General features: G+C 65.9%; 20 protein-coding genes and 1 pseudogene. 9 read left to right on the top strand and 12 right to left on the bottom strand.

The genetic code is table 11. The features are described 5' to 3' along the window. Positions 1-490 (top strand): annotated as a pseudogene (locus BSG17_RS08420) (hypothetical protein); the annotation flags it as partial. Positions 491-704: 214 nt separating this feature from the next. Here the strand turns inward: BSG17_RS08420 and BSG17_RS08415 are convergent. The 6 genes from BSG17_RS08415 to BSG17_RS08390 all read right to left on the bottom strand — a co-directional run bounded on the left by BSG17_RS08415 (position 705) and on the right by BSG17_RS08390 (position 4,560). Beyond that, positions 705-1,196, bottom strand: a complete 492-nt coding sequence (locus BSG17_RS08415; protein ID WP_139246572.1) for a hypothetical protein — start codon at positions 1,194-1,196, stop codon at positions 705-707. 94 nt (positions 1,197-1,290) lie between these two features. Continuing rightward, complete coding sequence (thrC, locus tag BSG17_RS08410) at positions 1,291-2,595, bottom strand: threonine synthase (RefSeq protein ID WP_089822927.1); 1,305 nt, start codon at positions 2,593-2,595, stop codon at positions 1,291-1,293. Positions 2,596-2,687: 92 nt separating this feature from the next. Further along, positions 2,688-3,062 carry a helix-turn-helix domain-containing protein gene (locus BSG17_RS08405; protein ID WP_089822924.1) on the bottom strand — a complete coding sequence of 125 codons (375 nt, stop codon included), beginning with the start codon at positions 3,060-3,062 and terminating at the stop codon, positions 2,688-2,690. A 79-nt stretch (positions 3,063-3,141) separates the two neighbouring features. After that, positions 3,142-3,387, bottom strand: coding sequence for a DUF8001 family protein (locus BSG17_RS08400; RefSeq protein WP_089822921.1), 246 nt, complete (start codon positions 3,385-3,387; stop codon positions 3,142-3,144). A 156-nt stretch (positions 3,388-3,543) separates the two neighbouring features. Further along, positions 3,544-4,230, bottom strand: coding sequence for a DUF5828 family protein (locus tag BSG17_RS08395; RefSeq protein WP_089822920.1), 687 nt, complete (start codon positions 4,228-4,230; stop codon positions 3,544-3,546). Positions 4,231-4,311: 81 nt separating this feature from the next. Then, the gene (locus BSG17_RS08390; protein ID WP_089822918.1) at positions 4,312-4,560 is read right to left on the bottom strand and encodes a DUF8007 family protein; all 249 of its coding nucleotides are present in this window, start codon (positions 4,558-4,560) and stop codon (positions 4,312-4,314) included. A 158-nt stretch (positions 4,561-4,718) separates the two neighbouring features. Between BSG17_RS08390 and BSG17_RS08385 the strand changes: the two genes are divergently transcribed. Beyond that, the gene (locus tag BSG17_RS08385; protein ID WP_089822916.1) at positions 4,719-5,096 is read left to right on the top strand and encodes a cupin domain-containing protein; all 378 of its coding nucleotides are present in this window, start codon (positions 4,719-4,721) and stop codon (positions 5,094-5,096) included. Next, positions 5,093-5,719, top strand: coding sequence for a DUF8052 family protein (locus tag BSG17_RS08380; protein WP_089822914.1), 627 nt, complete (start codon positions 5,093-5,095; stop codon positions 5,717-5,719). The genes BSG17_RS08385 and BSG17_RS08380 overlap by 4 nt, the downstream gene beginning before the upstream one ends. A 97-nt stretch (positions 5,720-5,816) precedes the next feature. Here the strand turns inward: BSG17_RS08380 and BSG17_RS08375 are convergent, their stop codons facing one another. From BSG17_RS08375 to BSG17_RS08365, 3 genes are all read right to left on the bottom strand, one after another. After that, entirely contained in the window at positions 5,817-7,643 is a 1,827-nt protein-coding gene (locus BSG17_RS08375) for a carbon starvation CstA family protein (protein ID WP_089822912.1), read from the bottom strand. Positions 7,644-7,809: 166 nt separating this feature from the next. Then, positions 7,810-8,778, bottom strand: a complete 969-nt coding sequence (locus tag BSG17_RS08370; RefSeq protein ID WP_089822909.1) for an ArsA family ATPase — start codon at positions 8,776-8,778, stop codon at positions 7,810-7,812. Beyond that, positions 8,778-9,074 (bottom strand): DUF7990 family protein, encoded by a 297-nt coding sequence (locus BSG17_RS08365; protein ID WP_089822907.1) that lies wholly within the window; start codon positions 9,072-9,074, stop codon positions 8,778-8,780. Before BSG17_RS08365 ends, BSG17_RS08370 begins: the two co-directional genes overlap by 1 nt. Positions 9,075-9,175: 101 nt before the next feature. Between BSG17_RS08365 and BSG17_RS08360 the strand changes: the two genes are divergently transcribed. Further along, positions 9,176-10,399 (top strand): CobW family GTP-binding protein, encoded by a 1,224-nt coding sequence (locus tag BSG17_RS08360; RefSeq protein ID WP_089822905.1) that lies wholly within the window; start codon positions 9,176-9,178, stop codon positions 10,397-10,399. Between the two features lie 132 nt (positions 10,400-10,531). Here BSG17_RS08360 and BSG17_RS08355 read toward each other — a convergent pair whose 3' ends face one another. From BSG17_RS08355 to BSG17_RS08345, 3 genes are all read right to left on the bottom strand, one after another. Further along, positions 10,532-10,753 (bottom strand): hypothetical protein, encoded by a 222-nt coding sequence (locus BSG17_RS08355; RefSeq protein WP_089823062.1) that lies wholly within the window; start codon positions 10,751-10,753, stop codon positions 10,532-10,534. Between the two features lie 70 nt (positions 10,754-10,823). Beyond that, the gene (locus tag BSG17_RS08350) at positions 10,824-11,237 is read right to left on the bottom strand and encodes an SRPBCC family protein (RefSeq protein ID WP_089822903.1); all 414 of its coding nucleotides are present in this window, start codon (positions 11,235-11,237) and stop codon (positions 10,824-10,826) included. Positions 11,238-11,317: 80 nt separating this feature from the next. Then, on the bottom strand, positions 11,318-11,650 hold the full coding sequence (locus BSG17_RS08345) for a hypothetical protein (protein WP_211609083.1): 333 nt from the start codon (positions 11,648-11,650) through the stop codon (positions 11,318-11,320). Positions 11,651-11,693: 43 nt separating this feature from the next. Here BSG17_RS08345 and BSG17_RS08340 point away from each other — a divergent pair, with 43 nt between their 5' ends. The 5 genes from BSG17_RS08340 (at position 11,694) to BSG17_RS08320 (ending at position 17,375) form a co-directional block, all read left to right on the top strand. After that, positions 11,694-11,873, top strand: a complete 180-nt coding sequence (locus BSG17_RS08340) for a DUF8107 family protein (RefSeq protein ID WP_089822899.1) — start codon at positions 11,694-11,696, stop codon at positions 11,871-11,873. 59 nt (positions 11,874-11,932) lie between these two features. Beyond that, the gene (gene upp / locus BSG17_RS08335) at positions 11,933-12,610 is read left to right on the top strand and encodes a uracil phosphoribosyltransferase (RefSeq protein WP_089822896.1); all 678 of its coding nucleotides are present in this window, start codon (positions 11,933-11,935) and stop codon (positions 12,608-12,610) included. A gap of 320 nt (positions 12,611-12,930) precedes the next feature. Next, positions 12,931-14,079: a TAXI family TRAP transporter solute-binding subunit gene (locus BSG17_RS08330; protein WP_089822894.1), complete on the top strand. Its 1,149-nt coding sequence runs from the start codon at positions 12,931-12,933 to the stop codon at positions 14,077-14,079. 87 nt (positions 14,080-14,166) lie between these two features. Continuing rightward, the gene (locus BSG17_RS08325) at positions 14,167-14,670 is read left to right on the top strand and encodes a DUF1850 domain-containing protein (RefSeq protein ID WP_089822892.1); all 504 of its coding nucleotides are present in this window, start codon (positions 14,167-14,169) and stop codon (positions 14,668-14,670) included. Then, on the top strand, positions 14,667-17,375 hold the full coding sequence (locus BSG17_RS08320) for a TRAP transporter permease (RefSeq protein ID WP_089822890.1): 2,709 nt from the start codon (positions 14,667-14,669) through the stop codon (positions 17,373-17,375). The genes BSG17_RS08325 and BSG17_RS08320 overlap by 4 nt, the downstream gene beginning before the upstream one ends. The last annotated feature ends 13 nt before the right edge of the window (positions 17,376-17,388 follow it).

Genomic DNA, 17,388 nt, shown 5'->3' with positions numbered 1-17,388 from the left:
CGACGACGACAAGAAGGACCGCGACAAGAAGCACAAGAAAGACCGCGACAAGAAGAACGACGCCGAGCAGCATCAGGAGAACCACGCCAGCCAGTGGGCAGAACAGATGGGCTGGATGAACGACCTCGATCAGGACCAGGATAACGATCAGGACCAGCGCGCCAGGCAGAAGGGCAGCGACAACGACGTCGACCAAGAGCAGGATAACGACCAGGACCAGCGCGCCGAGCAGGACGGCAAGAAGAACGACGCCGACCAAAAGCAAAGTAACGACCAGGACCAGCGTGCAAACCAGCGCGGTCACGACAACGACGTCGACCAGAAGCAGAGCAGCGACCAGGACCAGCGCGCCGAGCAGGACGGCAAGCACAACGACGTCGACCAGAAGCAGAGCAGCGACCAGGACCAGCGGTCGACGCAGCGAGGTAGCGGCAACTCCGTCAGCCAGTCGCAGTCGAGTAGCCAGACCCAGGTCGCCGTTCAGGGCTAACTCGCTCTGAACAGACCACCTGCTCGCGCGATGCGAGCAGACCAGAGACCAGAGAACACCTCCAGTCGAGTCAGACGTTTTCGACTGTGCGCTTTTTTCGGAGTCAGTTCACGAAACGACATCCACCGAGCGATTCACGAAGCACAGCGACCGGGCAGAGAACCTCGTATCGGTCGTCGAAGACGTCGAAGCAGCGACGACCCAGAGACTGGAATCAACGCCAGGGGAGCAACTGGACGAGTCGCTCGCGGAGCGGCCGTTCGTCGGCCTGTCTTCGAGTGGCCGTCGTTCGGGAAACGGCGACGAGTCGCTCGGAGCGGTCGACGACGGCGGCGAGATAGTCACCGACGGAGGACTCGTCCGACGCTGCGTGTTCGGGACCGACGTTCGACTCGGCGAGCACGTGTTCGTAGCGGTGGATGATCTCCTGGTGGTCGGCCTCGCGGCGGGCGAGCTCCCGTTCGAGCGCTTCGACCTCGGCCTCCAGTTCGGCGATTCGGTCGGCCGCCGAGTCGGCGTCGGTGTCGGTTCGAGGAGAGCGCGGTCCGCGCGGCGGGCGAGGGGACGAGGGACCGCCGTCGCGGGTGACGAGCCGCTGCTCTCCCGAGGCGGAGTGCGGGGGCGCATCGGCGTCGATGTCGGGTGGTCGCGTCCGGTCACCGCGGCGGTGGTTCACGGTCCCGGTCGGCAGGCTACTCGAAGGCACACACGTGAGTTGGTGACACACCGTAAAAAGCGTGCGTCAGACGCCCGTCACGCAGTGGACGTGAGGTGACGGACGACCGCCGGGACGAGAGCGACTACCGACCGAGCAGGCGCTTCAGCCGGCCAACGCTGCCACCCGACTTCCCTTCGAGGTGCGCTAGCACTTTGTCGGTGTCGTTCGGCACCGGTTCGGGCTTGTTACCGGCCTCGAACGCCGCGTCAGGGTCTTTCAGGAGGTGGCCCGTCGTGAGACAGACGACGTCCTCGTCCTCGTCGACGACGCCTTGATTGACGAGTTTCTGGAGGCCGGCCACGGAGGCCGCGGAGGCGGGTTCGACGCCGATCCCCTCCTTCGCGAGCGCGCGCTGGGCAGACGTGATGCCCTCGTCGGAGACGGCGACGGCCGTCCCGCCGGTCTCGCGGATGCCGGGGAGCGCCTTCGGCGCGTTGACGGGGTTGCCGATGCGGATGGCGGTCGCCTTCGTCTCGACCTCCTCCCAGCGGCGGATCTCGTCGGCGTCGTTCTCGATCGCCTCGACCATCGGCGCGGCCCCTTCGGCCTGGACGCCGGTTAGCTTCGGCACGTCGCGCGGGTGGAGCGCCCCCGACTGGACGAGTTCGCGGAACGCCTTGTAGAGCGCGGCGGTGTTACCGGCGTTGCCGACGGGGAGGACGATCCGATCGGGGTAGCGGCCGTGGTCCGCGTAGAACTCCTCGAGGATCTCCAGACCGATGGTCTTCTGGCCCTCCAGCCGGAACGGGTTCAGCGAGTTGAGCAGGTACGCCTCGCCGCGAGCGGCCAGCTCCTGAACGATGTCGAGACACTCGTCGAAGTTGCCGGCGACCTCGAGGATTCGGGCGTCGTGGAGCGCCGCCTGCGCGATCTTACCGGCGGCGACCTTCCCTTCGGGGAGGAGTACGAGCGTCTCGAGGCCCGCACGCGACCCGTAGGCGGCGAGCGCCGCGGAGGTGTTCCCCGTCGAGGCGCACGCCAGTCGGTCGACGCCGAGTTCGCGGGCGACGGAGACGCCGACGGTCATCCCCCGATCTTTGAACGACCCCGTCGGGTTCATCCCCTCGTGTTTGATGCGCAGGCGGTTGACGCCGACGCCTTTCTCGAGTCGCGGGACGTGGTGCAGCGGCGTCGATCCCTCGGGGATGGAGACCCCCTCGTCGAACGGGAGCGCTGCCGAGTAGCGCCAGACGCCGTCGCCCTCGAAGGCGCCCCACGTCGGGAGGTTCGAGTAGCGGACTTCCAGCAGGCTATCGCAGTCGTCGCAGGTGTAGCGGACGTCCTCGAACGGCGCGAACGTCGCGCCACAGTCGATACACTCCAGCCACATCCCGTCGACGGCGTCCTCGGGTTCCTCCGGGGCTGCCGCCGAGAGTTCGAGACTCATTGGTTCGGTCGTCGTTGTCGTCGGTCAAAAGGAGGGCGGTTTGGGGAAATATGGCGAGCGTTCGTTGACACGAACGCGAGGACGGCCACCCGCTACTCGTCGTCGCCGAACTCGTCGATGGCGGCGTGGACTGTCTCGACCCACTCGTCGAGCGCCTCGTGGAGCAGTTCTTTGGCCTCGTCAAGCGGCGTCGCGGTGTACTGATAGACGTAGCCGCCGGGATCGAGCAGGCGACGACGACGTTCGACCAGCCCCTTCTCCAGCAGCGTCGTCAGCGAGCGGTTGACGTTGCTACGGTCGCGGTCGAGTTTGTCCGCCAGCTCGGCGACGGTGCTCCCGGGATGTTCCCGGAGGACGAGATACGTCCTACTCTCGTGGTCCTGGATACCGAAGACGCAGGCGAGGACGTGTTGGAAACTGGGATCCTCGGTCTGCACGAGGTCTTCGATCTCCGGGCGGTCTGTCATGCCCCCCTGTTTGCGACGACCGGAATTAAAAGTCCGCTTTGACGCCTGTACGTGCCGCTTCACTGGCAGCAAACGGGAGTCACTCCTCGTCGCGCCGACTGTACCCCATCTTGTCGATACAGGCGCGCATCCCCTCCTCGTCGGGATGTTTGTGGAGCGTGGTCGGCGTGTCGCAGTAGTAGACGTCACCGTCCAGCCGAAGCGTCACCTCGTGGACGCCGCCGAGCATCTCCTTTTCGATGACGACGCGGCGTCCCTCGCGAAGCGCCGCCAGAATCTCCTCGGCGGACAGTTCTCCCGATTTCGCACGTAGCGGTTCCGGCATCAACTCGAAGGAGGCGAGCCGTGACTATCACTCTTGACCTTCGGGCCGGGCGGCGACGAACGCGAGCAGCGCACGACACTACCGAGGCGAGAGACGCTCAGTTCGTCGTGGGCTTCCACGAAGCCCACCACGACGTCGAAGCGGTACGCAGAACGCTCAGTTCGTCGTGGACTTCGAATCGTTCTCCGACCGCGGCGGGTCGACGCCCTCGACGGCCTCGACCGTCTCGGTCTGCTTCTCGGTGTCGATGTGCCAGCGGTCGATCTCGTTTTCGTACTCGCCGAGGCGACGACTCACCACCTCTTTGAGGCGGTCGTCGTTGACGTTCACCTCGAAGATGAACGTGTCTTCGCCCTCGCCGCGCGTCGTCTTCTGGACGTTGGCGCTGACGAGTTCGTTGTCGAAGTAGTAGGGGGCGAGTTGGGTCATCACCTTCCGGTAGACGGTCCCCTCGACCGCCCGGAGCGCCTTGCGGCCGGCGGAGTCGGCCGCGCGTGCGACGTGGTTGATGGAGTCCTGCCACGACTCGAGTGCGGCCTCGTTGTCGCCCTCACCGACCTTCTCGTAGGACTCCGAGATCTTCTCGCCGGCGGTCTGGAGGTCCTCGTCGGGTTCCTTCCCCGCCTTCTCGCCTTCGCCCTCGCCGACCGCCGCCTGTTCTGCGGTCTTGGCGTTGACGTCCTCGCTCAGTCGTTCGTGGGACTTGGGCCGCCACTCGTCCCACTCCTCGAACGCTTCGCTATCTGCTCCCGCATCGCGGAGGGCGCGGGTGATCCGTTCGCCGTGTTCGACGATGTCACCCCACGATCCGCGCTGTTTGAAACCTGAGATACTCTCTTCCATCCCTTGACAGTCACTAAGTGCGCTCGTCGTATAAATCGTGACCGGCCTCGCGTGTGGTTCGCTACCGTCCCTGTAGGCGTGTCACCGCCGATTCTCGCCGTAGGTGAGTCGAGTCGCGAGCTCGTCGAGGCGGCGGACGAGTCCACCCAGCCACGCCGACGGCGAGACCGCCCGCAGGTGGTCGTCGTCGACCTCGATACGAGCGTCGCCGAACGGGTCGCGGTCGGCGCGGGCGGCGGCCGCCTCGTCGCTCTCGTCGGCGCCGTTCTCGGTGAAGTCGACGACGGACGACATCGCACACCGGCCGCAAGACTCTGTCTTCCTGTCCATGTGTGTGTCTCACACTCCCGTTGAGCGACGAGTCACTAAACGCTGTCGCCCGACCCGCGCCCCGAACGTCCACCGTCGTCGACCGCGGTCGTGGCTGAACCGACCGACGGCGACGGACCCCGACGGACTTTTGTTCGCGTACTGCTGTCTCACCACACATGGGATACCGAGTCGTCGACACCGACGCGGTCGAGCCGGCGCCCGACCGACCGTGTGACCAGCGAGCGCTGTCCGAACCGGCCGGGCTCACGCAGATGGCCGTCAACCGATTCGTCGCCGAACCGGGCGAACAGATTCCGCTGGCCTACCACTACCACGACGAACAGGAGGAGGCGTTCTTCGTCCTCTCGGGGACGCTCCACGTCGAGACGCCCGAGGAGACCTACGAGGTCGGACCGAACGACCTGTTCGCGGTCGAACCGGAAAGTCCGCAACGTGCGTTCAACCCGGAGGACGCGACGGAGGCAGTCGACGTCGTCGCCGTCGGTGCGCCCCCGAGCGCCGACGACGTCCACGCCTACGAGCCGGAGCCATGAGCGTCGACGAGCGTCGCGAGGAGCTGGCGTCCGACCCCGACGTCGAACTCCCCGACGACGTCCCCGAGTGGGACGACGAGTACCTCGACCGTGTGGGCGCGAACCTGATGTTCAGCTTCGACCTCGAACGGGACCGAACCGTGCGCAGTCGAACGTTCGACCTGTTCGGGACGATGCGCGTCGAGAGCGAGAAGCACTTCTTCCACCCGGCGCTGAACTACGCGAACCACGCCTCCGAGGAGTACCTCTTCGCCCAGCGCCGCGACACCGTTCGCGTCGCCGACCTCGAGGCGCTCGCCTCGCTGGCTCACGACCTTGCCGACGACCCGCAGTGGATCGTCGCCGACGAGGAGCACTACGGCACCGACTTCACGTTCGTCCTCGTCGCTCCGGAGATCACCGACGACGTGCGCGAGTTCGTCGCGGGTTACGACGACCGGACGCTCATCAAGTACGGCTACTACGGTCACTACGAGGTGAACCTCGCCGTCGTCGCCCCCGACGAGGAGACGGTCGTTGCCAGCGAGAACACCGACGTCGTCCGCGCGTTCACCCTGTGGAGCGACGCGGACCCGACCGAAGGTGGAGGGTTGCTGTCGCGGCTGTTCTCCCGATTCCGCTGAGAAGGGGTCGGCTCCGACCGTCGACCGTTCGTCGGTTCCGCCAACGCCGTCGCTGGCGACCGAAAGACGGAGAGAAACTGCAACGGGTCGACTGCGGTCAGTCGTCGCGAGACGACCCGCCGTCCGCGACGGGCGTCCCTGTCCCCTGACCACGGACGCTGCTGATGTTCCGATAGCCGATGACGACGAGTCCGACCCCCAGACCGACCAACGTGAGTGCCAACACGATCTGGACGACGGCCGACAGTTGGGCGAACAGCGTCGGCGCACCGCCCCACTCGCCCTGGATAAACTTCACGTAGAGGTTGTCGTGGAACGCGAGCCAGCCGAGTCCGAGCACGGTGATGATGACCATGAGCGCCATCGGCGCACCGGTGCTGATGAGCTGTTTGCTGTCGTCCCAGTTGGCCAGCCACACCGTCGCGGTGAGCAGTGCGAGCGCGGCCAGGAGCTGGTTCGCGCCGCCGAACAGTTGCCAGAGCGTCAGCCACGAGCCGCTCGTGATGAGGACGTACGCCGGAACCGCCTGTATCGCCGCGTTGCTGTAGCGGTTCGTCGCGACCGACTCGACCGAGCTCTCGGGCGTGCCGACGATCTCCTCCATCATGTACCGGCCGAGACGGACGGCCGTGTCCGTCGAGGTGAGGAGGAAGCTCACGAGCACGAGCGCCATGAACGGACCGCCGAACGTCGGCGGGATGCCGAAGCTCGTGAGGATGATCCCGCCACCCTCCGCGAACGTCGGGAGCGCAAGGCCGATACCGCCGCCCACGTCGGGCGAGACGATGGCGACCGTCGAGAGCGCGACGATAGCCAGGAGTCCCTCACCGAGCATCCCGCCGTAGCCGATGAGACGGGCGTCGGACTCCTTGTTGAGCTGTTTCGAGGTCGTCCCCGAGGAGACCAGCGAGTGGAACCCGCTGATGGTCCCACAGGCGATGGTGATGAAGAGCAGTGGGAACAGCGGCGCGCCGGAGCGGCCGATAAACCCGTAGTACGGTTCGAGGTTGGTCACGAGCGGTTGGCTCGACGATCCGAGGAGGGTGCCGACGATGATCGCCAGCAGCGCGCCGCCGACGCCGGTGTACAGCAGGAACGACGAGAGGTAGTCCCGCGGTTGCAGGAGCACCCACACCGGGAGCGCGCTCGCGAGCGCGCCGTAGAGGAGGATGATCGGCACCCAGGCGGCCGTGTTCACGCCGAGTGCCTCCGCACCGGGGAGCCACGTGCCGCCCATCCCCTCGAACAGCACGAGGGTCTGAGTGGGTGCACGCGACGCCGGTTCGAACAGCGCGAGCGGGTACTGGATCCCGAGGAAGACGCCGACGAACATCGCGACGACGAACGCCACGGTGCCGGGGATGAACGGGAGGTTCAGCTGATAGAGGTACGCTCCCAACAGCACCGCGAGTCCGATGTAGATGAGGCTAGCCGTCGCAGCCTCCGGATACGCGTTGAACACGATGGCCACGACGAGCGCGAACACCGCGACGACGAGGACGATCGTGAGAAACGCGAACCACAGCAGCATGTTCTTGCCTCGCTCGCCGACGTACTGCCCGATGATGTAGCCGATCGACTTCCCCTCGTGTCGGAGACTCGCCGACAGCGAGACGAAGTCGTGGGTCGCGCCCAAGAGCGGGTTGCCGATGGCGATCCACAGGAGTGCGGGCACCCACCCCCACACCACGCCAGCCGTGATGGGGCCGACGATCGGTGCGCCACCCGCGATACTCGAATAGTGATGCCCCAGGAGCACCGGCTTCTTCGCCGGAACGTACTCCTGTCCGTCTTCGTATTTGTGCGCCGGTGTCGTGTTCGCGTCGTCGAGTTCGACGAAGCGTGCCAGATACCGGGAGTACCCGAAGTACCCCAGACTGAACAGTACGAGCACCGCCGCCACCAGCCAGATGATCTGTACCATGTTACGCTACCACATCGTGCATGTGTGTATAGCACATATAAGCATTAGCTTCTGTCTCCGCGTCTCTACGACCGATAGACGTTGTCTTCTCCGTGCTCTGCTGTTCGCTCCGGAATCGAATCGCCAACATATGTAAAATAACGACTAATATTTACTATCGATTCGGTCATGTCGGTGGTTCTGTCTCGACCTCCACGTCGATCTCCGAGGCCACCGCCGTCAGGAGGTCTCCCTTCACCTCGGCGACGCGGAGACCGATCTCGGCGACGACCGGGACGTCGAACGTCTCGTGGAGTTCGCGGAGACGCTCGTTCTCGGTGGCGACGCGCCGTCTGAGGAACTCCGCGGCCGTCCCCTCCTCGTCGTCGTCGGGTTCCGGCGCGAGTTTGTTGACGACGAGGCCGCGCACGTCGAGGTCGTAGTCGCGCAGGCTGTCGACGGCACGGCGCGTCTCGCGGACGGACAGTTCGTCGGGGTTGACGACGAGGAAGAACGACGACTGTTCTCGAAGCGTCTGGCCCGCGAACTCGAACTGCTCCTTTCGTGCCTCCAGTCGGGCGATGATCGGGTCGCCGTCCATCATCCGCCGCGGTTCGTTGTTGCCGACGGCGGCCCGTTCGAACAGCTTGACGCTCTGTTTGCGCTTTAGCAGGAGCCGTTCGATCCACCCCTCCAGGAACTCCGGCAGCGAGAGCAACCGGAGCGTACCACCGGTCGGCGACGTGTCGAAGACGACGCGGTCGTACTCGTCGCTCTCGCGCATTACCTCGATGAACCGGTCGAACAGCGCCGCCTCGTAGGCACCGGGAGTCTGGTGGGCCATCTCGATCTGCCGGTCGATCTCGTTGACCAGCCCCGCGCTCACCTGATCGACCAGCGCGCGCTTCGTCTCCATCAGGTGGTGTTCGACCTCCGCCTCGGGGTCGATCTCCATCGCCCAGAGTCCGTCGACGCCGTCGACTGGTTTCGGGCTGTCGTCGAACTGTTGGTCGAACACGTCGGAGGTGCTGTGCGCCGGGTCGGTGGAGACGACGAGCGTGTCGAGACCGGCGTTCGCACACTTCAGCGCGTAGGCGCTGGAGACGGTGGTCTTGCCGACGCCGCCCTTCCCGCCGAAGAAGACGAATTTGTGCATCAGAAGTGGTACTGCTGGCCCTTCCGTTCGAGCAGCGACCCGCGGTCCCACATCCGCCGCTCCCACGCCTCGAACTCGTCTTCGAGGTACGGCAGCAGTTCGGCCGTGTAGTAGGAGACCGGACTCGGGATGCCGAAGGCGTCGGGGAAACACGCCAGCATGAATGTGTCCTCGGCGTCCTCGGCCTCCTTCTCGATCTTCTCGTAGGCCGGGTGCGAGATCATCCCGTGGTAGAGCCCCCGAAGCCACTCGTCGAGGAGCAGGCGGAACTCCTCGATGCGGTCTGCGAGTGTCATATGATGACAACCTCCTAGTCTCGCGGTCAAAAGGGTATCGTTCAGCGTCCTTCGTGCACGACCGGAGAGGCTTAATACCGACAGTCGACCACACACGACACATGAGCCGTGACGCGATTCCGGTGACGGTCCTGAGCGGGAGCCTCGGTGCCGGCAAGACGACGCTGCTCAACCGTCTCCTCCGTACCGCCGACCGCGACGTCGCCGTCCTCGTCAACGACATGGGCGAGGTCAACGTCGACGCGGCGCTCGTCAGCGGCAGTTCGGAACTCGACGTCGACGACGGGGTCGCGGAGCTCTCGAACGGCTGTATCTGCTGTGAGCTCCAGGACGATCTCGACACGGCGGTCGTCCGGCTGGCGCGGAACCGCGACTTCGATCACCTCGTCGTCGAGTCGTCGGGTATCAGCGAACCGGAACCCGTCGCCCGCCTGTTCACAACCGGGTCGCGGGCGGCGGCGCTGTACGAGGTCGACTCGCTCGTCACCGTCGTCGACGCGCGGCTCTTCTTCGACACGTTCGGCGGCGACGACACCGTCGAGCGCCGCGGCACCGACGGCGACGACACCCGACCCCTCTCTGATCTCCTCGTCGAGCAGGTGGAGTTCTCGAACCTGGTCGTCCTGAACAAGCGTGACCTCCTCTCGACGACCGAACTCGACACCGTCGAAGAGCTGGTACGCACGCTACGCCCCGACGCCGTGATTCTCCGGAGCGAGTTCGGGCGGGTCGACCCCGACGAGTTGCTCAGTCGCGGACTGTACGATCCGGCGACGGCAGCCGAGGCGGCAGGCTGGCGACAGGCGCTGGAGGAGGACGGGACGCTCGCGAACGGCGACGAACACGGACACGGACACGACGGCCACGACCACACGCACCCCGACGAGATGTACGGCGTCACCTCCTTCGTCTACCGCCGCCGACGACCGTTCCATCCCGGACGGCTCGACGCGTTTCTCTCCTCGCTTCCCGATTCGGTCGTCCGGTCGAAGGGAACCTGCTGGGTCGCCGGCAACGACCAACAGCAGGTACTCGGACAGGCCGGCCCCTCGGTTCGGGTCGAGGCGGGCGCACCGTGGGTCGCGAGCCTGCCCGAACTCGACCAACAGCTCTACCGATCGAACCGAAAGAGCCTGGAGTGGGACGACGAGTGGGGCGACCGAAAGACCGAACTCGTGTTCATCGGACAGTCGATGGAGGAGGAGCGTCTGGTCGCCGCACTCGACGACTGTCTGCTGACCGACGCCGAGATGGAGCGCGAGTGGACGTTCGAGGACCGTTTCGCCGACGAACAGGGTGAAGACGTCGTCGTCGCCGAACCCTGACGACGGCCTGTCTTCGGGAACGTTCGACTCGCTTCTGACCGAGGGTGCGCACCTAGAGACGGGGACGACCCGGAGCACCGGTTCCGGGCGAACCGGAACGTCGCGCCGACGGTCAGCTCCGCCGGTGTCCCGTCAGCAGGCACAACCGGTCGACCCGGTCGACCGTTCGAACTCCATCTCGTCGCCGCAGGCCGGACACGAGGGCGGGTCCGCACCGTCGACGTCGAGATCGAGTATCCGCTCCGAACAGTCGTGACACCAGTACGCGCCTTTCGACTCCCGTGTGCCGTCTCCTCGGTTCGTCGACTGCGTCGACGCCTGTAGCGTCTCGACGAGTGTTCCGAACAGTCCCATAGCTCGTCGTTCGTAATCGTTCGTCATAAACTGCGCCGGGGTCGTCCACCGAAGACGCACAGCCGTCTGCTCAGCCGAGATCCGTCGCCAGTGCGTCGAGTGCGCGCTCCAGTTCGCCCCTCCGTTTCCACGCGGCGAGGCGGTCGGTGACGCCCGAAAGCGGCAACCCGAGGCTCACCGCCGACCGCATCGTCACGCGCGACCCGTCGTCCTCGGGCCGGACCGTCACCCACGTCTCCATCGCGTCGAACGGGCCGGCGTCGCCCTCCTGTGTGTAGTACAGTCCGTCCTCGTGCTCCTCGAAACGAAGCGAGAGGGTGAGTCCGCGCGACCCGGCGGTGACGACGGTGCTCCCGTCGGCCCGGTCGGCGACGTCGACGACGGAGAAGCTCCCCTCGTACTCGACGACGGCCGCGGGCGTCAACGCTCGTTCGACTTCGGCGGGCGTCACACGGACGAACCGCGAGACCTCGACTTCGCGCATGGGTCGGCGTCTCGGTCCGGGGAGAAAAGCGACGGGGTCGACGGTCGGCGGTCGGGCGCGTCGTCCATCCGAGCGGATCCCTACAGGAGAAGCGGCAGCGACAGCGCGAGGAAGACGAGCGCGAAGAGCACCCCGAGGTAGAACAGCCGGTGGAGTCGCTGTACGGCGGGAACCTCACCGTGGAGCTCCGGGCGGGTGGTCCAGACCATCTGGTGGTACGCGCCGACGGCGACCAGCGCGAAGACGAGCGTCGTGGCGGCGACCGCGACAGGGAGCGACGAGCCGAGCGCGAGACAGTACACCGGCCCGAAGGAGAAACAGAGGAGAAACGCGAGCGACGCCACCACGAGGTACGGAACCGGGTCGACGGCGGCCCCCTCGCGGTTGCGGAACGGCACGACGGAAGTAGGCACGGCAGGACCAAGAAACTAAGTTCGGGGGTTCACCACAGGCGGCATGGCAAACTCGAAGGGAGACCCCCGAGTGCTGTTCGTGATGAACCTCGTGTTGTCGACGGCGTTCGCGGCCGTCGTCGTCTGGGGGCTCGACTTCGTCGGTATCTTCCCCTTCTCGGTGGGGCGCGTCGCCGTCGCCGCCGCGGTGCTGATGGTCATCACGCACCTCGTGATACGGTAGCGGGGCCACAGCGGCGGAAGGAGGTAACTTATGTCGTTCGACGTACCGCGTTTCACACAATGCCTATCGAAGACCGAGACGACGCGCATCTCATCACCCACGCGCTCGCCAAGGACACGCTCTCGAGACTCCGCGACGTCGAGACCGAACAGGTCGCGTTCCGGAAGGGACTCGTCAAGCTCGGCCGCATCTGCGGCTACGAGATCATCGACGGCGCGATGGACACCGAGTACGTCACCATTCAGACGCCGCTCGAGGAGACGACCGGCGAGCGCGTCAAGGGACTCGACGACGTCGTCATCATCAACGTGCTCCGGGCGGCGACGCCGTTCGTCGAGGGGCTGCTGAAGGCGTTCCCGCGGGCGAAGCAGGGCGTCATCAGCGCCGGCCGTAACGAGGAGGCCGGGATGGACGAGGAAGGACAGTTCCCCATCACCATCGACTACGTGAAACTGCCCGAGATCAGCGAGACGGACACCGTCATCGTGGCCGATCCGATGCTCGCGACGGGCAGCACGATGTGTACCGTCCTCGAACACGTCCTCGAAGAGGCTCCCGACTACGAGAACCTGTTCGTCCTCTCGGCGGTCAGCGCGCCCGACGGACTGCTCCGCGTCGGCGAGCAGTTCCCCGAGGCCGACCTGCTGACGGTCGCCATCGACGACTACCTCAACGAGGAGGGGTTCATCGTCCCCGGACTCGGCGACGCCGGCGACCGCGCGTTCCGGACGAAATAACTGCGATCCGAACTGTTTCGGCGCCCTCCTCTCCGCATCGAACCCCTTCGTTTCCGGTCGAAACCGCAGTACTCGGACGCGAGAAGTCGCGAGAGACCGGTGTCGAACTCGACCACCGAACCGCTCCGTTGAGAACGGTACTCACGGGTGTGGAAACCGGTCGTAGAGGCCAACGATAGCGGACGTATCAGTGATTTTTTGCCTCGGTCGGTGAGGAAAGCGAACGAGAAATTAATACAATTTGCCGATGTTGGTAAAAGAATAGACATGGCTAAAAAACATGGACAAGCATAAGTAGTGACTGTAAGTAATAGAAGCCTATGCAAAGAGATATTAACCGCAGAGAGTTCGTCGCAGCGACCGGTCTCGTCGGCATCGCCGGACTGGCCGGCTGTGCCGGTGACGGTGGCGACGGTGGCGACGGCGGCGACGGCGGCGACGGAACAGGGACGACGAGCGGTGACGGCGGCGACGGCGGAAACGGCGGCAGCAACCAGCTGACCTGGCACGCCGGCGGCACCGGCGGCACGTACTACCCGCTGTCGAACCAGTTCAAGAGCATCGTCGAGGCCAACACCGACTACTCCCTGCAGGTGCAGTCGACGGGGGCCAGCGTCGAGAACGCCGGCAGCCTCGGCAACGGCAGCGCCGACTTCGCGCTCCTGCAGAACGACGTCGCCTACTTCGCCGTCAACGGCGAGGGGATCGAGGCGTTCCAGGGGCAGGCCATCCCGAGCATCAAGGGTGTCGCGACACTGTACCCGGAGACCATCCACGTAGTGACGCCCGGAAACTCCGACATCCAGTCGATCCAGGACCTCAGCGGCGCGACGGTCAACACTGGCGACCTCGGGAGCGGAACGCAGGTCGACGCGAAACAGATCCTGCAGGCGGTCGGCGTCGAGGACTACACCGAGCAGAACACCGACTTCTCGCAGGCCGCAGAGCAGATCCAGAACGGCGACGTCGACGCGGCGTTCGTCGTCGGCGGGTGGCCGGTCGGTGCGATCGAGGACCTCGCCAACAACAGCAACATCCGCATCGTCCCGATCTCCGGCGACGCCCGCGAGCAGGTCAAGCAGGCCGGGTCGTACTTCGCCGACGACGAGATCCCGGCGGGGACCTACAGCGGCATCGACGAACCCGTCCCGACCGTCGCCGTGCAGGCGATGATCGGGACGCACGAAGGAGTGTCCGAAGAGGTCGTCCAGGCGGTCACCGAGGCCATCTTCGAGAACACCGACCAGCTCAACATCAAGCAGGAGTTCATCAACGCCGAGAGCGCACAGGACGGGATGTCCATCGAACTCCACCCCGGCGCGCAGGCGTACTTCGACTCGGCCGGAACCGGTGGCAGCGGTAACGAGACGACTACCGGCACCGAGACCACCGGCACCGAGACTACCGGCACCGAGACTACCGGCACCGAGACCACCGGCACCGAGACTACCGGCACTGAGTCGAGCTAACGCCGCTCGAACAGCCACACACCGGTATCCGGTTCACTGATCCGTACAGATGTACTTCAGACTGACCACCTGTTTTCTGTGCCGCCGATGAGCGACGGCACCGATCGACGGACGGTCGGTCTCGCACTCGCGTCACTGCTCGTTCTCGCACTCGTCCTCGCCGGAGGAGCGGCGGCGACGTCGCCGGAACGTGCCCTCGTCGTCGAAGACGCCGACACCGGCGAACGACTGCTCGTCGCACCGGTCGAGAACGGGACGACGGTGACGCTGGCGTACAACCACAGCGTGGAGGGGAGTCCGGTCCGCGACGTCTACGCCGTCCGGGGCGATCGACTCGTGATGACGCGCATGGAGTTCTCGTCGTACGGGTGGGGGTTCCCGGCGCAGGCGAACGTCACCCGTGAGAACGGGAGTTTCATCTCCCACCCCGACGACGTCCGACTCGCCGACCTGTACGTCTCGCCGGGCGACGTCGCCGGGCACAGACTCCACGTCGGCGACGAGACGTACGACCTCGTCGCGCGCTCCGACGGCGAGACCGTCCGAATCCACGTGGAACACCGCAGTATACTACAGCGAATGATGCCATGACCACCGACGACAGCCGACCCGAAGACGAAGAGCTCTCCGAGGAGGAGAAACAGGAACTCATCGACGAACTGGAGCGAAAGCGAAGTCTCCGCGGCGTCGCCGCCGTCGTCGTCGCCCTCGTCGGGATTCTGTTCTCGGCGTTCCAGATGTGGCTCGCCGCCCGCGGGTTCATCTTCGAGGTGACGCTGCCCGTCGTGGGAACGTTCCGCCTCGCCGCGCTCCAGCCGCTGCAGATCCGCGCGATCCACGTCGTCTTCGCGCTCATCCTCGCGTTCATGCTCTATCCGGCGACGTCGAGCGACGGCTTCTTCTCGCGACGACTCTCGCCGGTCGTCTCGAATCTAGACAACCGCTTCGGCGCGTCGCACCCGATGACCCGGGCAGCGACGCGCGTCCGCTCGGGGGTCCGCTGGGCGATCACCGACCCTCACCGCCAGCGAGTGACGCCCGTCGACGTCGTTCTCGCGCTGCTGTCGATGTTGACGGCAGCGTACATGATCACCGACTACGACGAGATCCAGCGGATGCGCGCGCTCGGTCTCGGCTCGGGCCGCACCACCGGCGAGATCTACCCGTTCCTCGCCCCCCTCGTCGACGCCGTCTCGGCGCTCGGTATCCCGCTCGACGAGACCTCGTACGCGACCGTGCTGGGCGCGATCGGCGTCCTGCTCGTGCTCGAGGCTACGCGGCGGACGCTCGGGACGCTGCTCATGAGCATCGTCTCGGTGTTCATCCTCTACGCGCGGTACGCGAGCAACATCCCGCAGGACCTGCCGTATCTGGGAATCCTCTCGACGCCGTCGGCGTCGTGGGACTCCGTCATCCAGAACCTCTGGTACAACACCGCTAACGGCGTCTTCGGCGTCCCCGTCGAAGTGAGCGTCCGCTACATCTACATCTTCGTCCTGTTCGGGGCGTTCCTCGAGATGAGCGGCGCGGGGCAGTGGTTCATCGACCTCGCCTACTCGATGACCGGGTCGCGGAAAGGTGGCCCCGCGAAGGCGAGTATCCTCTCGTCGGGGTTCATGGGGACCATCAGCGGTTCCTCGATCGCCAACACGGTCACGACCGGCGCGTTCACCATCCCGCTGATGAAGCGCTCGGGGTACCGACCGGAGTTCGCCGGCGGCGTCGAGGCCTCCGCCTCCTCCGGGGGGCAGATCCTCCCGCCGGTGATGGGCGCTGCGGCGTTCCTCATCGTCGAGTTCGTCGGCGTCTCCTACGACGTCGTCATCATCGCCGCGGCCATCCCCGCCATCGTCTTCTTCTTCGGCGTCTGGGTGATGGTCCACCTCGAAGCGTCACGAGCGGGGATCGCCGGCGTCGAAGACTCCGAGCTCGTCGCCGTCTGGGACCACCTGCGGACCGGCTGGTTCTACCTCGCGCCCATCGGACTGCTGCTCGTCTACCTGATCGGGATCCGTTACTCGGTGTCGCGGTCGGCGTGGTACACAATCGTCGCCATCGTCGCGCTCATCGCCCTCGTCGCCACCTACAACGACCGGACGCGCGTGCCGCTGTTGGGCACTATCGGCACGCTGTTCGCGTTCGAGGCGGTCGCTCAGTATCTGACCGGGGCGGGTATCGTCGGCGCGGTGACCGGCGCGGGAACCGGCGGCGTCTCGGCCCGCGCCGCGCTCGACGCCGCGGCCGGACAGCTCGGCATCATCATTATCCTCGTGAGCGCGGCGTTCCTCGTCGCGCGGCCGCGTCTCCCGGCACCGCTGCTGGAGTACGACGCTGCCGTCGACGACGCCGCCGAGACGACTGCCGACGCGTTCGGCCGCCGCTCGCTCGCCAGCAACAACGCCTACCGCTTCGGGACGTTCGTCCTGAAGGCGATGGAGTCCGGTGCGCGAACCGCGACGGTGGTCGTCATCGCCGTCGCCGCCGCGGGCGTCATCCCCGGCGTCATCAGCGTCTCCGGCCTCGGACCGAACCTCGTCGCGCTCATCGAGGCCGTCTCTGGCGGGTCGCTCATCCTGCTGCTCCTCATCACCGCGGTCTCCTCGATCATCCTCGGGATGGGGATGCCGACGACGGTGACGTACATCATCCTCGTCGCGCTGCTCGGCGGTGCCATCGCCGAACTCGCCAACATCCCGCTTCTGGCAGCACACCTGTTCATCCTCTACTTCGGCGTCATCGCAGACATCACGCCGCCGGTCGCCGTGGCGGCCTACGCCGCCTCCGGGGTCGCGAAGTCCGACCCGTTCAAGACGGGGATCGAGGCGTTCTCGCTCTCGCTGAACAAGGCGATCGTCCCGTTCGCCTTCGTCTTCTCGCCCGGCATCCTGCTCATCCGTGGGGAGAGCACCGAGGAGTACCACATCATCACCCTCGCAGACGTGGCCGACCTCGGCTACTTCATCCCGGAGGTGGTCATCCCCATCGCCGGGGTGTTCCTCGGCGTGCTCGCGCTCGGGCCGACGATCATCGGGTATCTCTACTCGTCGGTCAGTGGACTCGAGCGTGCGCTGTTCGCCGTCTCCTCGATCCTCCTGATGGCGCCGCAGATGCTGCTCGATCCGGCGTACACCATCCTCGCTGCGACCGGCACGAACGTCGGTATCGAGGTGCTGACGCTCGATCTGCTCTTGCGTCTCGTCGGCGGAGTGTTGTTCGGTGCCCTGGCGCTCCGTAACCGCCGGCAGATGGAAGGCGACCGCGCCGAACCGGCGTCGGCGACGCCGACGACCGACTGAACCGACGGTCGAG

The organism is Halogranum amylolyticum, from assembly GCF_900110465.1.
GTDB classification, from domain to species: domain Archaea; phylum Halobacteriota; class Halobacteria; order Halobacteriales; family Haloferacaceae; genus Halogranum; species Halogranum amylolyticum.
Note: the sequence above shows the minus strand (reverse complement) of the source record. Positions and strands in the feature narration are given on the sequence as shown.